This is a genomic window from Caballeronia cordobensis, assembly GCF_001544575.2.
In the GTDB taxonomy this organism is placed as follows: Bacteria; Pseudomonadota; Gammaproteobacteria; order Burkholderiales; family Burkholderiaceae; genus Caballeronia; species Caballeronia cordobensis.
Genome location: NZ_FCNY02000001.1, coordinates 334556 through 348642 on the forward strand (window position 1 = coordinate 334556; position 14087 = coordinate 348642).

Genomic DNA, 14087 nt, shown 5'->3' on the forward strand with positions numbered 1-14087 from the left:
CCCAAAACGTGCGCAATCCCGCGCCGCCGTGCAGCGAAACCTCGGGCATTTAAGTTGCGATTAAGTCGTCGATCGAGACGAGCAGGTATACTGGCCCGTCACACCTACGATGCAGCTCATCCGATTCCGACCGCACTCTCTATGCGAAAGAACCTGAAAAACTTCGGCCTGGTCGCCGTTGGCGTTGCTGCCGGCGCACTCGCGACCCTGCAGATTTCCGCATCTGCCCAGCAAACCGCCTCCACGCCCCTGCCGCTCGAACAATTGCGGCTCTTCGCCGAAGTCTTCGGGCAAATCAAGCACGAATACGTCGAACCGGTCGACGACAAAAAGCTCCTCACCGCCGCCATCAAGGGCATGGTGTCGAGCCTCGACCCGCACTCGTCCTACCTCGACAAGACCGATTACGAAGAACTTCAGGAGCAGACCAAAGGTCGCTTCGCGGGCCTCGGCATCGAAATCTCGTCGGAAGACGGGCTCATCAAGGTGATCTCGCCGATCGAAGACACGCCCGCGTTCCGCGCCGGCATCCGTCCGGGCGACCTCATCACGCGCATCAACGACAAGCCCGTGCGCGGCATGACGCTCGACAAAGCCGTGAAGCAGATGCGCGGCGAGCCGGGCACGAAGGTCACGCTCACGATCTTCCGCAAGAGCGACGACCGCACGTTCCCGCTCACCGTGACGCGCGCCGTGATCCGCGTGCAGTCCGTGAAGATGAAGGTGCCGGAGCCGGGCTACGGCTATATCCGCATCACGAGCTTCCAGGAGCGCACGGTGCCGGATCTCGCCGCGAAGCTGCAGGATCTCGCGCGCCAGCAGCCGAACCTGAAGGGTCTCGTGCTCGACCTGCGCAACAACGGCGGCGGCCTGCTGCAAAGCGCGGTCGGCGTCGCGGGCGCATTCCTGCCGGATAACGCGGTGGTCGTGTCGACCAATGGACAAATCGCGGACGCGAAGCAGACTTTCCGCGACACCTACGACAACTACCGTCTGCCGTCCTTCGATTCCGATCCGCTGAAGAGCGTGCCGGAAATCTTCAAGAAGGTGCCGATGGTCGTGCTGACGAACGCCTACTCGGCCTCCGCGTCGGAGATCGTCGCGGGCGCGCTGCAGGATCATCATCGCGCGCTGATCGTCGGCAAGACGACATTCGGCAAGGGCTCGGTGCAGACCGTCCGCCCGATGACCGCCGACACCGCGCTGCGCCTGACCACGGCGTATTACTACACGCCGAGCGGCAAGTCGATCCAGAACCAGGGCGTGCGCCCGGACGTTCCGGTCGATCAATACGCCGACGGCGATCCGGACGACGCGCTCGTCACGCGCGAAGTCGATTACTCGAACCACCTCGCGAACACGCAGGATCCGAACGAGAAGAAGGAACAGGAACAGCGCGAGGCGGATCGCCTGGAGCAGTTGCGCATTCTCGAAGAGCAGAACGACAAGAAGACGCCGGAGCAGCGCCGCAAGGATCGCGAACGCAAGCCCGTCGAGTTCGGCAGCGCCGACGACTTCATGCTTCAGCAGGGTCTGAACAAGCTCGAAGGCAAGCAGGTGGTCGAATCGAAGTCGTACAGCGAACGCAAGCTCGCGCAGAACAAGCCGCCGCGCTCGGCGTCCGCGCCGGTCGTCGCGCCGCCGGCGCTGCCCGCTACGCCCGGCTCGTCGCCGGCGTCGGGTGCGCAGCCGGCTTCGTCGCCGACCGCGCAGCAAACGAAGTAACCCGCCGGTAGTTCTTCCAAAGGCTTCGCAGCATGACGCTGCGAAGCCTTTTGTCTTTTGCGCGCTTAGAATGCTTCGTTCCGGCAAGCCGCTTTCATTCGCGATGAACGACGACCAACTCCTCCGCTATTCCCGCCATATTCTCGTCGATGAAATCGGCATCGAAGCGCAGCAGCGTTTTCTCGACGCGCACGCGATCATCGTCGGCGCGGGTGGGCTCGGCGCGCCCGCCGCGATGTATCTCGCGGCAGCGGGCGTCGGGACAATCACGCTCGTCGATGCCGATACCGTCGATCTCACGAATCTGCAGCGGCAGATCGTGCATATGACGCGTTCGGTGGGCGCGCCCAAGGTGGAATCGGCGCGCGAGACCCTGAACGCGCTGAATCCGGATGTCGCCGTGGAAGCGGTGAACGCGCGCGCGGACGCGGCGTGGCTCGCGGCGAACGTAAGCCGGGCAAGCGTGGTGCTCGATTGCAGCGACAACTTCGCGACCCGTCACGCGATCAACGCGGCGTGCGTTGCACAGGGCGTGCCGCTCGTGTCGGGCGCGGCCTTGCGCTTCGACGGGCAAATCAGCACGTTCGATTTCCGCGCGCCGGACTCGCCCTGCTACGCGTGCGTGTTTCCGCCGGATCAGCCGTTCGAGGAAGTCGCCTGCTCGACGATGGGCGTGTTCGCGCCGACGGTCGGCATCATCGGCGCGATGCAGGCCGCGGAAGCGCTGCGCGTGGTCGGCGGATTCGGCGAAACGCTCAGCGGACGCCTGATGATGCTCGACTCGCTGCGCATGGAATGGAACACGATGAAGATCGCGCGCCAGCCGGATTGCCCGGTCTGCGGCGCGCGTCATGCAGACCCGCGGTGAATCAGGCCTTCTGCAACGCGGCGAGCGCCGCCTCCAGTTCCGCGGGTTCGTAAGCGGCAAGCACGTCCGCGACGGGCTTTTCCAGCGCCTTGAGGCTCGAACGCAGAATTTCCTGCTTCACGACGAGCAACTGGCTCGGATGCATCGAAAACTCGGTGAGCCCGAGCCCGAGCAACAGCCGCGTGACGGCGGGATCGCCCGCCATTTCTCCGCACACCGAAACCGGCACGCCCGCGCGCTTCGCCTCACGCAGCGTGAACGCGATCAGATTCAGCACCGCCGGATGCAGCGGATCGTACAGATGCGCGACGGCGTTATCGGCGCGATCGATCGCGAGCGTGTACTGGATCAAATCGTTCGTGCCGATCGACAGAAAATCGAGCCGGCTGAGGAACAGCCTCACCGCGATGGCAGCCGCGGGAATCTCGATCATCGCGCCAACCTGAATCTGGCGGTCGTAGGCGGCGCCTTCTTCGTCCAGTTGACGCTTGGCCTCGCGAATCAGATCGAGCGTCTGATCGATTTCGCCCGCGTGCGCCAGCATCGGAATCAGGATCTTGGTCGGGCCGAACGCCGACGCGCGCAGGATCGCGCGCAGTTGCGTGATGAACATCTGCGGCTCGGACAGGCTCCAGCGAATCGCGCGCAGGCCGAGCGCCGGATTGGGCGCGGTTTCGTAGCCATCGCCGCCGCTCATCGAATCGAGCGGCTTGTCCGCGCCGACGTCGATCGTGCGGATCGTCACCGGCTTGCCGTTCATCAGCTCGACCGCGCGCTTGTACGCCTCGAACTGCTCCTCTTCTTCGGGCAACTGATTCTTGTGATTCATGAAGAGGAATTCGGTGCGGAACAGGCCCACGCCCATCGCTCCCGCTTCGACGGCGACCTGCGCGTCGTCCGGCAACTCGATGTTCGCGCACAGCTCGATCTTCGTGCCGCAGAGCGTTTGCGTCGGCGAGAATTTCAGGCGCTGCAACTTGCGCTGTTCGAGCAGCTTTTCGCTTTGCCGATACGAATATTCTTCGAGGACGATCGGCGCCGGATCGACGATCACGATGCCGTGATCCCCGTCGACGATGATGAGATCGTTCTGGCGAATCAGCACGCTCGCCTGCTGCACGCCGACTGAGGCCGGAATGCCGAGACTGCGCGCCACGATCGCCGTGTGCGACGTGCGGCCGCCCAGATCCGTGACGAAGCCCTTGAACGCCTGGGTCTTGAACTGGAGCATGTCCGCCGGCGCAATATCGTGCGCGACGACGATCATCTCGTTGTGGCCGTTGCTCGCCGCCGTGTGCACGACGAGTGACGCGGCCGTCGGCGCGCCCGCGAGCGCCTTCAGCAGCCGTTCGACGACCTGTTCGACGTCGGCTTTCCGTTCGCGCAGGTATTCGTCTTCGATTTCGTCGAAGTAGCCGCCGAGAATTTCCAGCTGTTCGGTGAGCGCCCACTCCACGTTGTAGCGGCGCGTGCGAATGAGATCGATGGTTTCCTGCACGAGCATGGCGTCGTTCAGGATCATCATATGGACATTGATGAACGCGCCCATTTCACTGGGCGCGTCGGCGGAAAGGTCTTCGCGCAGCGCTTCGAGCTCCGCGAGCACGGCCGCCTGCGCCGCGTGAAACCGGGCGATTTCCGCGTCGATCTGATCGGGTTCGATCAGGTAATGGTCTACGTCGAGCGCCGCGGGCGCGATCAGGTACGCGCGCCCGATGGCGATACCGCGCGAGACGGGAATTCCATGCAGCGTGAACGACACGCGCACCTCCTCTCATTTTTGATTGTCGCGATCTTTAGCGCCCCCTCGTCGGGCGCAACCGCGCGTTCATTATAAATTCGAATACGCCGATGAGTCCCTGAACACACGGCGGCGGCAGGGCCGGGCCAATTGCCCATTGCGGGCGAGTTGGACGTGCGGATACGAAAAAGCCGCGTCGATGCGCGGCTTTTCACGGAAAACCATTAAGGCGATGAAGCGCTTACTGCCCTTCCCCGAACTTATCGGCGATGAGCGCGAGGATCGCCTGCATGGCTTCGGCTTCGTCGGAGCCTTCGGTTTCGATCGTCACCGAACTGCCGATGCCCGCCGCCAGCATCATCACGCCCATGATGCTCTTCGCGTTGATCCGGCGGCCATTGCGGCTCATCCAGATTTCGCATTGAAAATTGCCCGCCAGTTGCGTGAGCTTGGCCGAAGCGCGTGCGTGGAGCCCCAGCTTGTTCACGATCGTTGTTTCTTGTTGCAGCATGATGCTCCGAAACGCTAAATGGAAAAAATGAGCGGCGTCAGTGGCTGGCGGCAGCCTTGGCGCTGACGAGATCGGCGCTTGCCGAGCATGCCGGATCGGGCGAACCGGCGGCTTTGGTCGCGAGCGCGCAGGGATTGAGCGGCGTGGACGAATCCAGTTCCTGGATGCCCTTCGAGCCGCCCTGCAGAATCTTTTCGGTGAGCGTGTCGAGCGGCGTCGCGCGGTAGCAGACAGCACGCACCAACATGGGCAGATTGCAGCCGGCGAGCACGCGCACATCGGTGTCGTGCAGGCTCGCCGCGATGTTTGCGGGCGTCGCGCCGAAGACGTCGGTGAGCACGATCGCGCCATTGTCTTCTTTCAGGCGATCGATTTCGGAGCGCGCGAACGCGCGGACTTCGACGGGATCGCAGTCGGGCGTCACGTCGATGACGCCGATGCGCGCGGGCAAGCCGCCGTAAATATGCGCGATGCATTCGCGTAGTGCGGTGGCGAAAGGTGCGTGCGCGATGATCAGGATGCCAGCCATGTCAGGATGTTGCCTCAAGCGACGATTTAGCGACAAAAATCAGACGATTACGCCCGATTTCGCTCGAAAGCGCGCGAGCGGCGCGGACCACAAAACTAACGTGGCGCTGCCCGGGCGGAAATCAACCGCCCCGCGCCTTCGTTATCCGATATGCGTAAAGACATGATTGCGCCCCACAACCCAGGCGCCGGGACATCAATTCTAACAGTCTCGCCGGAGCCAGTCTGACGCGGCGTCCGAACGCGTTCCGTGCGCCGGCGGACTCACTGCGCCGCGCGTTCGAGCGCGTCGATGAACATGCCCGCGACGTCGAAGCCGGTCTGATCCATGATCTCGCGGAAACACGTGGGGCTCGTGACGTTGACTTCGGTCAGATAGTCGCCGATGGCGTCGAGCCCGGCCAGCAAGAGACCGCGCGCCTGCAGCACTGGCCCGAGCGTCTCGGCGATTTCGCGATCGCGCGCCGACAGCGGCTGCGCGCGGCCCAGGCCGCCCGCCGCGAGATTGCCGCGCACTTCGCTGCCCTGCGGAATGCGGGCGAGCGAATACGGCACCGGCTGCCCGCCGATCACGAGAATGCGCTTGTCGCCGTCCTTGATCTCGGGAATGAACTTCTGCGCCATCACCGTACGCGCGCCGTCTTCGGACAGCATCTCGACGATCGAGCCGAGATTCATGCCGTCCGCCTTCACGCGGAAGACGCCCATGCCGCCCATGCCGTCCAGTGGCTTCAGGATGACGTCGCCGTGCTCGGCATGGAATGCGCGCAGACGCGCGGCGTCGCGCGTGACGAGCGTCGGCGTGACGAACTGCGGCCATTCCGCGATGGCGAGCTTCTCCGAGTGATCGCGGATCGCCTGCGGCTTGTTGAAGACGCGCGCGCCGTTGCGCTCGGCGATCTCCAGCAGCCAGGTCGCGTTCACGTATTCGAGATCGAACGGCGGGTCCTTGCGCATCAGCACCGCATCGAAATGCGTGAGCGGCAGATACTCGGCCTGCTCGGCCGCGTACCACGGAAAGCGGTCGCTGTTCGCCTCGTCGCCGACGATCGCGAAGCGCCGCGCGCTCGCCTCGACCGTCGCGCCCGTCCACGCGAGATGCTGCGGCTCGCACGCGTAGAGCACGTGGCCCCGCCGCGCGGCTTCGGCCATCATCGCGTAGGTCGTGTCCTTGTAGATCTTGAAGCGATCGAGCGGATCGGCGATAAAGAGGATGTTCATGGCAATTTGCTAGTTCGGTGCGCGGCCTGCGAGCTTACCGCAAGCCGCACTTTCGCACCTGATCACACCTGAATGGCTTCGGGATCGGTCTTTTCGAGTTCGACCGACGCCGCCAGCAACCCGAGCCGCGCCACCACGCCATACATGTAGAAGCGGTTCGGCGGCGCCGCGCCGGGCTTGGCGTGCGTGTCGGGCAGCGCCGTGTGCTCGAAGCCGAGCGGGACGAAATGCATGCCCGGCGCATTGAGGTTCTGATCGCGCTCGCGCGACTCGTGCACGCGATAGAAGCCGCCGACCACATACCGGTCGATCATGTACACCACTGGCTCGGCGACCGCGTCTTCCACGCGCTCGAAGGTGTGCACGCCTTCCTGCACGATCACGTCGTGTACTTGCAGGCCTTCCTTCGCGTCGTTCATCTTCGTGCGCTCGCGCTTGGTCAGCGCGGCGACCTCGCTCGCGTCGTGCACGGTCATCACGCCCTTGCCGTAGGTGCCGGCGTCGGCCTTGATCACCACATAAGGACGCTCGCTGATGCCGTACTCGCGATACTTCTTCGCGATCTTCTTGAGCACGCCGTCGATGGCTTCCGCGAGCGCTTCCTCGCCCGTGCGCGCTTCGTAATCGACCCCTTCGACGTGCGCGAAGTACGGATTCACCATCCACGGATCGATTTCGACCATCTTCGCGAACTTCTTCGCGACGTCGTCATAGCAGGAGAAATGCGTTGACTTGCGGCGCACGGCCCAGCCCGCGTGCAGCGGCGGCAGCAGATACTGCTCGTGCAGATTTTCCAGCACGGGCGGAATGCCGGCGGACAAATCGTTGTTGAGCAGGATCGAGCACGGATCGAAATTCTTCAGTCCGAGACGCCGCGGCGTGCGTTCGAGCGGTTCCAGCACGATCTTCTGGCCGTCGGCGAGCGCGATCGTCACGGGGCCGTGAATGTTCTCGTCGAGCGTGCCGAAGCGCACGTGCAGTCCGGCTTGCCGCATGATCAGCGCGAGCCGCGCGACGTTCTCCAGATAGAACGCGTTGCGCGTGTGGCGCTCGGGAATGACCAGCAGATTCTTCGCGTCGGGGCAGATTTTCTCGATGGACGCCATCGCGGCCTGCACCGCGAGCGGCAGCACTTCCTGCGGCAGATTGTTGAAGCCGCCGGGAAAGAGATTGGTATCGACCGGCGCGAGCTTGAACCCCGCGTTGCGCAGATCGACCGAACAGTAAAACGGCGGCGTGTGCTCTTGCCATTCGAGCCGGAACCACCGTTCGATGGCGGGCATGGCCTCGAGAATTTTCCGCTCGAGATCGAGCAGCGGGCCACTTAACGCCGTAACTAAGTGCGGAACCATGAATTTCTCGCGAGCTTTGCGTGGAACCGGAAGCGGCTTTCGCCGAACACCGGGAGGGAAAGATTGTAGAGCAATTGCTTTGCCTAATTGGGTATGAACCGCCAATTGACAAGGTTTCCCGGCCTTGCAGCGCAATGCTCGCAAGGAAATCCGACTATCGTTCCCATAGTGCCGGTCCGGCCTTCGACGAAACCCGGACGAAAACCTCCGGCCAAAAAAATGCCCGCCTGGAAAGGCGGGCAAAGTCGCTGCGCTCGTTGCTTTGCGCCGCGACCGGCGCGCCGGTCGCAGCGATTGTCTTACTCGACGTGCTCGCCATGCAGCGTGACGTCGAGGCCTTCGCGCTCCTGTTCTTCGGTGACGCGCAGGCCCATCGTCATGTCGATGACCTTGAGCAGGATGAAGCTCACGACACCGCTATAGACCAGCGTGACAATGACACCCTTCGCCTGCACCAGCACGCTGCCGTCGAAGCCGCCGATATCCTTCACCGCGAACACGCCCGTCAACAGCGCGCCGATGATCCCGCCGACGCCGTGCACGCCGAACGCGTCGAGCGAATCGTCATAGTTGAACTTGTGCTTGAGCCACGTTGCCGACCAGAAGCAGACCACGCCCGCGACGATGCCGATCACGATCGCGCCCGTCACGCCGACGAAGCCCGAAGCCGGCGTCACGGCGACCAGACCCGCGACCGCGCCCGAAATGATGCCGAGCACCGAAGGCTTGCCCTTCGTGATCCACTCCGCGAACATCCAGCCGAAGGCGGCGAACGCGGTGGCGATCTGCGTCGTGAGCATCGCGAAGCCGGCACGGCCGTCTGCGGCGACCGCGGAGCCCGCGTTGAAGCCGAACCAGCCGACCCACAGCATCGATGCGCCGATCAGCGAGAGCACGAGATTGTGCGGCGCCATCACCTCACGGCCATAGCCGACGCGCTTGCCGAGCACGAGACAGCACATCAGGCCCGCGATACCCGCGTTGATGTGCACCACCGTGCCGCCCGCGAAGTCGAGCACGCCCGCCGATGCCAGCCAGCCGGTCGGTTCCCAGACCATGTGCGCGATCGGCGAATAGACGATCAGCGACCACAGCGTCATGAACACGAGCATCGCGGAGAACTTCATGCGGTCGGCGAACGCGCCGGTGATGAGCGCCGGCGTGATGATCGCGAACGTGAGCTGGAACGCGAAGTAGACCGACTCCGGAATCGTCGAGGCGAGGTGGCTCACGGAGAGCGTCGTCGCCTTGTCGCCCTTGATGTAGGCCATGCCGTGCAGGAACACGCGCGAGAAGCCGCCGAGGAACGAACCGCCCGGTGTGAACGCGATGCTATAGCCGACCACCGTCCAGAGAATCGTGATCAGGCAGCAGATCGCGAAGCTCTGCATCACGGTGGCGAGCACGTTCTTCTTGCGGACCATGCCCGCGTAGAAGAGCGCGAGGCCGGGAATCGTCATGAACAGCACGAGCGCGACGGAAGTGAGCATCCAGGCGGTGTCGCCGGAGCTGATCTTCGACGAATCGACCATGAACGGCTCGGTCGGCGCGGCAGGCGCGGCGTCCGATGCGGCCGCGGCAGCGTCCGCCGACGACGCCATCGCCGTGTTGGCGCTTGCGGGCGCGCTTGCAGCCGTATCCGACGATGCAGCCGCCGACGCGGCGGCCGGCGCGGACGCATCCTGAGCGAGCGCGGTGCCGGCATTGGCGCCGAGCAGCGCGGCCGCCATGCACAGTGACATCAAAAAGTTACGCATTCTTCTGGTTCCTCTTATCGCCAATTTCTTGTTAGAGCGCGTCGGCGCCGGTCTCGCCGGTGCGGATGCGGATGACCTGCTCGATCGCGGTGACGAAAATCTTTCCGTCGCCGATCTTTCCCGTGCGCGCGGCGCGTTCGACGGCTTCGATCGCCTGATCGACGATGTCGTCCGAGACGGCCGCTTCGATCTTCACTTTCGGCAGGAAGTCGACGACGTACTCCGCGCCCCGGTAGAGCTCGGTGTGCCCTTTCTGCCGGCCGAAGCCTTTCACCTCGGTCACGGTGATGCCCGACACGCCGATGGCCGACAGCGCTTCACGCGCTTCGTCCAGCTTGAACGGCTTGATGATTGCGGTAATGAGCTTCATGTATCCCTCGCTGTGGTGTGTTCCTTCGTTGCCTTCTAAAGCGGGATGCGCTGGGTGTTACCGCCACGTCCGCCCTGCCGGGCCGCTCAGAGAAGCGTGCTGAAATGCCGCGCGCCATTTATGCAACTCGTATGCCATGCGAGTATTCATGCGGCTTTGCGCGATTTTTACGAAACCTTCAGCGGAGGGGTCGGCCGAACGGCCAACGCGCGTCTCGCGTGCTGGCGCCGGGGTAGGTTCATTGCTAGAGTGGTCGCAGGGTCCCGTAAAAAGGGGCATGGGCGGACAACGCGAGGGCGCGGCAGCGCTAAAATCGCGGCGCCTCAAAGGTGCTTCGAGGTGCGTCCGGTCGCCATGCGGCGCGCACCAATATCGATCATTCGATAATTCGGGGCACTGACCTAACAATGAATGCACTTTCTTTGTGCAAGAAGGGAGAAAACAATGAAGCAGCCCAACGACGTGTTCAACGATTTGCAGCAGAAGATGAGCGAACTCTTCAAGAACTCGCCCGCGAAAGATGTCGAACGGAACATGAAGGCGATGCTGTCGCAGGGCTTTTCGAAGCTCGATCTCGTCACGCGCGAGGAATTCGACACGCAGACGCAGGTGCTCGTGCGCACCCGCGCCCGCCTGGAAGAACTCGAAAAGCGCGTCGCGCAGCTCGAACAGCGCCTCGCGGGCGGTGGAGCATCCTCCGCGCAAGACTAACGGCGCCGGGAGCGCCTAACGCATACCTCGGCTAGCGAGCCGTGAGTTTCTAGTTTTATTGCCGGCGCGGTCGTTGCGCCGATTTAGGTGAAATCATGTCGCTTGCCGTGGTCCGCAGCCGCGCGCCCGCTCCTGGGCGCGCGCCCGAAGTCGTCGTCGAAGTTCATCTCGCTAATGGGTTGCCGTCGTTTTCCATCGTCGGCCTGCCCGATCTCGAAGTCCGCGAAAGCCGCGAGCGCGTGCGCGCCGCGCTGCAGAACTGCGGCTTCGACTTTCCCGTACGCAGAATCACCGTCAATCTCGCGCCCGCGGATTTGCCGAAGGAATCCGGCCGCTTCGATCTGCCGATCGCGCTCGGCATTCTCGCCGCGAGCGGGCAGATTCCGGCGGAGTCGCTGGCGCATCGCGAATTCGCCGGAGAGCTGTCGCTGACCGGCGCGCTGCGCCCCATGCGCGGCGCGTTCGCGATGGTCTGCGGCGCGGCGCGCCAATACGCGTCGCTGCGAGAGCCCGACGCGCGCATCCCCGAAATCTACGTGCCGCTCGCGAGCGCGGCGGAGGCGGCGCTCGTGCCCGGCATCGACGTCTTCGGCGCGGCCGATCTGCCGACGCTCTGCGCGCATCTCAACGGCGTGCCGGATGCGCGGCTGAGACCGGTCGAAGCGGCGACGCTCGCGCCCCAGCCAGCGTCGAGCGCCGATCTCTCCGACGTGATCGGTCATCCAGCGGCACGGCGCGCGCTCGAAGTCGCAGCCGCGGGCGGTCATCACTTGCTGATGGTCGGCCCGCCCGGCGCGGGCAAGTCGATGCTCGCCGCGCGCCTGCCGGGCTTGCTTCCGCCCATGAGCGACGACGAAGCGCTCACGTCCGCCGCAATCCTCTCGGCGAGCGCGGCAGGCTTTACGCCCGAGCAATGGCGGCGCAGGCCGTTTCGCGCGCCGCATCATTCGTCGAGTGCGGCGGCGCTCGTCGGCGGGCGCAATCCGCCGCAGCCGGGCGAAATCACGCTCGCGCATCTCGGTGTGCTGTTCCTCGACGAACTCCCGGAATTCGATCGCAAGGTGCTCGAAACCCTGCGTGAGCCGCTCGAAGTCGGACAAATCACGATCTCGCGCGCTGCACAGCAGGCGGATTTTCCCGCCGCGTGTCAGCTCGTTGCGGCGATGAATCCGTGCCCGTGCGGCTGGCGCGGCGATCCGGGCGGACGCTGCCGATGCTCGCCCGATGTCGCCGCGCGCTATCTGCGCAAGCTATCGGGACCGCTGATGGACCGCATCGACATTCAGATCGAATTGCCGGCGCTGTCGCCCGCCGAATTGTCGGCGCGGGGCGCGGAGCGTGGCGAATCGAGCGCGATGGTCGCGGCGCGCGTCGCCGCCGCCCGCGACATTCAGGCGCGGCGTCAGGGCAAAACCAATCGCGAACTGGACGGCCGCCAGGCCGACGACGTATGCCGCCCGGATTCAGCCGGCGAGGCGTTGTTGCGCGCGGCAGGCGAGCGGTTCGGCTGGTCGGCGCGCGCGTACTACCGCGTGCTGAAGGTCGTGCGCACGATTGCGGATCTCGCCGGCGCGGAGATGCCGGAAGTCTCGCACGTCGCCGAGGCGGTGCAGTACCGGCGCGCGCTCACGGTCGCGTAAAGCGGGCGCGAGTGCTGGTCCGCGGTGTGCTGGGCGAAAAAGCGCTTGTCAAGACTTGACTTATGCACAATGAAGCGCTCTGCACCGTGTTTTGGTATGACCAAGACCCTGATTTGCACTCATTTCACAGATTATTGATTTTATTGAATTATTTAACTTGCCGTGAACGAAGGCAAAGTAAGGTAAACCGCGTGAAGCGGGCTTTTGCGCGTTGCCGCACACTCTTTTCCACATAGTTATCCACAGACATTGTGGATAGTGGAAAAAGTCCATACGAATCCGCGAATTAGCGCGTAAACTTGCGAATGAACTTTGGCTCTTTCAGACGGACTAAGACGCCTCTTAAGTCAGTACTCGCAGAATTCGAGGCTTCCCTCTAAAAGAGTTTGAAGGACATAAAGAATTGATCGGCCTGCTCCTGCGGCGGCGATTTATCTGACACGATCGCCAGCTGATAGACATGCACGCCGCGCGCGACGAATCGCGCCTGGATGGTCCGCGATTCGCGCTTCGAGCCGCCTTCTCCCTTTACGTCCATCGCGCTGCCCGCTACCCGGCCGCCCGCCGCAAGATCGAACTGCGTCGCGCGCGCTTCGGGCTTCGCGTTCACGTTGCGCGCGAGACCTTGCTGGAGGAAATCGAGCGTCGCGCGCTGCAAGGCGGGATCGGCGCTCGGCAGAACGACGGTGCCGACCGCGAACACGGCATCGCCGGCTTCGGCGGTCTGCATGCGCATCGTCATCGACTGGCCGGCGATATCGATCTTTCTTTCGTCCGAGCGCGGTTTGGCCGGCAGCGTCACTTCGTAGCCATCGTCGTTATTCATCACGGTGCGCCAGTCGTAGGACGGCGTGCACGCGAGCAGTGCGCCGCATGCGACCGATGCGCACAGTGCCACGCGCATCGCATTTCTCAGACGAAAAAAAAGCGGAAAAACTCGTTTCATGACGGACGGATGCGTGAAAACCATCATTATCGCGCTGCGATGCCGGGCTTATCGGCGCGTCACGAACCCATCGCGAAATTGGCGCTAAAATATGCGGCAGTCTCCGCTCGGCCGGAGAGCATTCCGAGGTTCCACATGTCCCAAGCCACGCAAGACACCACCACGCGCGCCAAGAGTCCGCTGCGCTATATCCTGATGGCGCTCGTCGCGGGCGTGATCGCCTGCACCGGCTATTTCGCTTTCGGCGGCCAGCAGAAGGCGCCCGACGCCACGTTCACGCTGCTGTCGGGACAAAAGATTTCGACATCGGCCGATCTCAAGGGCAAGGTTTATCTCGTCAACTTCTGGGCGACGAGCTGCGAAACCTGCATGAAGGAAATGCCGCAGATGATCGACACGTACAACAAGTTCAAGGGCCGCGGCCTGGAGTTCGTCGCGGTCGCGATGAGCTACGACGCGCCGATGTACGTGAATAACTACGCGCAGACGCGCAATCTGCCGTTCAAGGTCGCGATGGACGACGGCAGCGCCGCGAAGCAGTTCGGCAACGTGCAACTGACGCCGACCACGTTCGTCATCGACAAGAACGGCAAGATTTTGAAGCGCTATGTCGGTGAGCCGACGTTCGCGGAGCTGGATCAACTGCTCGACAAGGCGCTGGGGTCGGCTGCGTGAGTGCAGCACTAAACATAAGCAAACGCCCGCAGATGCGGGCGT

At 63.7% G+C, this 14087-nt stretch carries 13 protein-coding genes; 5 read left to right on the forward strand and 8 right to left on the reverse strand.

Annotated features, from left to right (window positions below; genetic code table 11):
- The first annotated feature begins 141 nt into the window (after positions 1-141).
- Together AWB70_RS01520 and AWB70_RS01525 are read left to right on the forward strand one after the other, a co-directional pair.
- Positions 142-1725, forward strand: coding sequence for a S41 family peptidase (locus AWB70_RS01520; protein ID WP_014190281.1), 1584 nt, complete (start codon positions 142-144; stop codon positions 1723-1725).
- Between the two features lie 103 nt (positions 1726-1828).
- The gene (locus AWB70_RS01525; RefSeq protein WP_053567592.1) at positions 1829-2593 is read left to right on the forward strand and encodes a HesA/MoeB/ThiF family protein; all 765 of its coding nucleotides are present in this window, start codon (positions 1829-1831) and stop codon (positions 2591-2593) included.
- 1 nt (position 2594) lies between these two features.
- On the opposite strand, the gene ptsP is transcribed toward AWB70_RS01525, so the two are convergent.
- The 7 genes from ptsP to AWB70_RS01560 all read right to left on the reverse strand — a co-directional run bounded on the left by ptsP (position 2595) and on the right by AWB70_RS01560 (position 10073).
- Positions 2595-4355 (reverse strand): phosphoenolpyruvate--protein phosphotransferase, encoded by a 1761-nt coding sequence (gene ptsP / locus AWB70_RS01530; RefSeq protein WP_175585587.1) that lies wholly within the window; start codon positions 4353-4355, stop codon positions 2595-2597.
- 220 nt (positions 4356-4575) lie between these two features.
- The gene (locus tag AWB70_RS01535; RefSeq protein ID WP_014190278.1) at positions 4576-4845 is read right to left on the reverse strand and encodes an HPr family phosphocarrier protein; all 270 of its coding nucleotides are present in this window, start codon (positions 4843-4845) and stop codon (positions 4576-4578) included.
- A 37-nt stretch (positions 4846-4882) separates the two neighbouring features.
- Positions 4883-5374, reverse strand: a complete 492-nt coding sequence (locus tag AWB70_RS01540) for a PTS sugar transporter subunit IIA (RefSeq protein WP_014190277.1) — start codon at positions 5372-5374, stop codon at positions 4883-4885.
- Positions 5375-5637: 263 nt separating this feature from the next.
- Positions 5638-6594 carry a glutathione synthase gene (gene gshB, locus AWB70_RS01545; RefSeq protein WP_014190276.1) on the reverse strand — a complete coding sequence of 319 codons (957 nt, stop codon included), beginning with the start codon at positions 6592-6594 and terminating at the stop codon, positions 5638-5640.
- Positions 6595-6656: 62 nt separating this feature from the next.
- Entirely contained in the window at positions 6657-7946 is a 1290-nt protein-coding gene (gene gshA / locus AWB70_RS01550; protein ID WP_053567356.1) for a glutamate--cysteine ligase, read from the reverse strand.
- A 299-nt stretch (positions 7947-8245) separates the two neighbouring features.
- Positions 8246-9703 (reverse strand): ammonium transporter, encoded by a 1458-nt coding sequence (locus AWB70_RS01555; RefSeq protein ID WP_053567355.1) that lies wholly within the window; start codon positions 9701-9703, stop codon positions 8246-8248.
- 31 nt (positions 9704-9734) lie between these two features.
- On the reverse strand, positions 9735-10073 hold the full coding sequence (locus AWB70_RS01560; protein ID WP_014190273.1) for a P-II family nitrogen regulator: 339 nt from the start codon (positions 10071-10073) through the stop codon (positions 9735-9737).
- A gap of 444 nt (positions 10074-10517) precedes the next feature.
- On the opposite strand from AWB70_RS01560, the gene AWB70_RS01565 reads away from it, so the two are divergent.
- Both AWB70_RS01565 and AWB70_RS01570 read left to right on the forward strand, forming a co-directional pair.
- Positions 10518-10784: an accessory factor UbiK family protein gene (locus tag AWB70_RS01565; protein WP_053567354.1), complete on the forward strand. Its 267-nt coding sequence runs from the start codon at positions 10518-10520 to the stop codon at positions 10782-10784.
- Between the two features lie 95 nt (positions 10785-10879).
- The gene (locus AWB70_RS01570) at positions 10880-12424 is read left to right on the forward strand and encodes a YifB family Mg chelatase-like AAA ATPase (protein ID WP_053567353.1); all 1545 of its coding nucleotides are present in this window, start codon (positions 10880-10882) and stop codon (positions 12422-12424) included.
- Positions 12425-12800: 376 nt separating this feature from the next.
- Here the strand turns inward: AWB70_RS01570 and AWB70_RS01575 are convergent, their stop codons facing one another.
- Positions 12801-13328 (reverse strand): hypothetical protein, encoded by a 528-nt coding sequence (locus tag AWB70_RS01575; RefSeq protein ID WP_235024122.1) that lies wholly within the window; start codon positions 13326-13328, stop codon positions 12801-12803.
- 177 nt (positions 13329-13505) lie between these two features.
- On the opposite strand from AWB70_RS01575, the gene AWB70_RS01580 reads away from it, so the two are divergent.
- The gene (locus tag AWB70_RS01580; RefSeq protein WP_014190249.1) at positions 13506-14045 is read left to right on the forward strand and encodes a peroxiredoxin family protein; all 540 of its coding nucleotides are present in this window, start codon (positions 13506-13508) and stop codon (positions 14043-14045) included.
- Positions 14046-14087 lie beyond the last annotated feature (42 nt).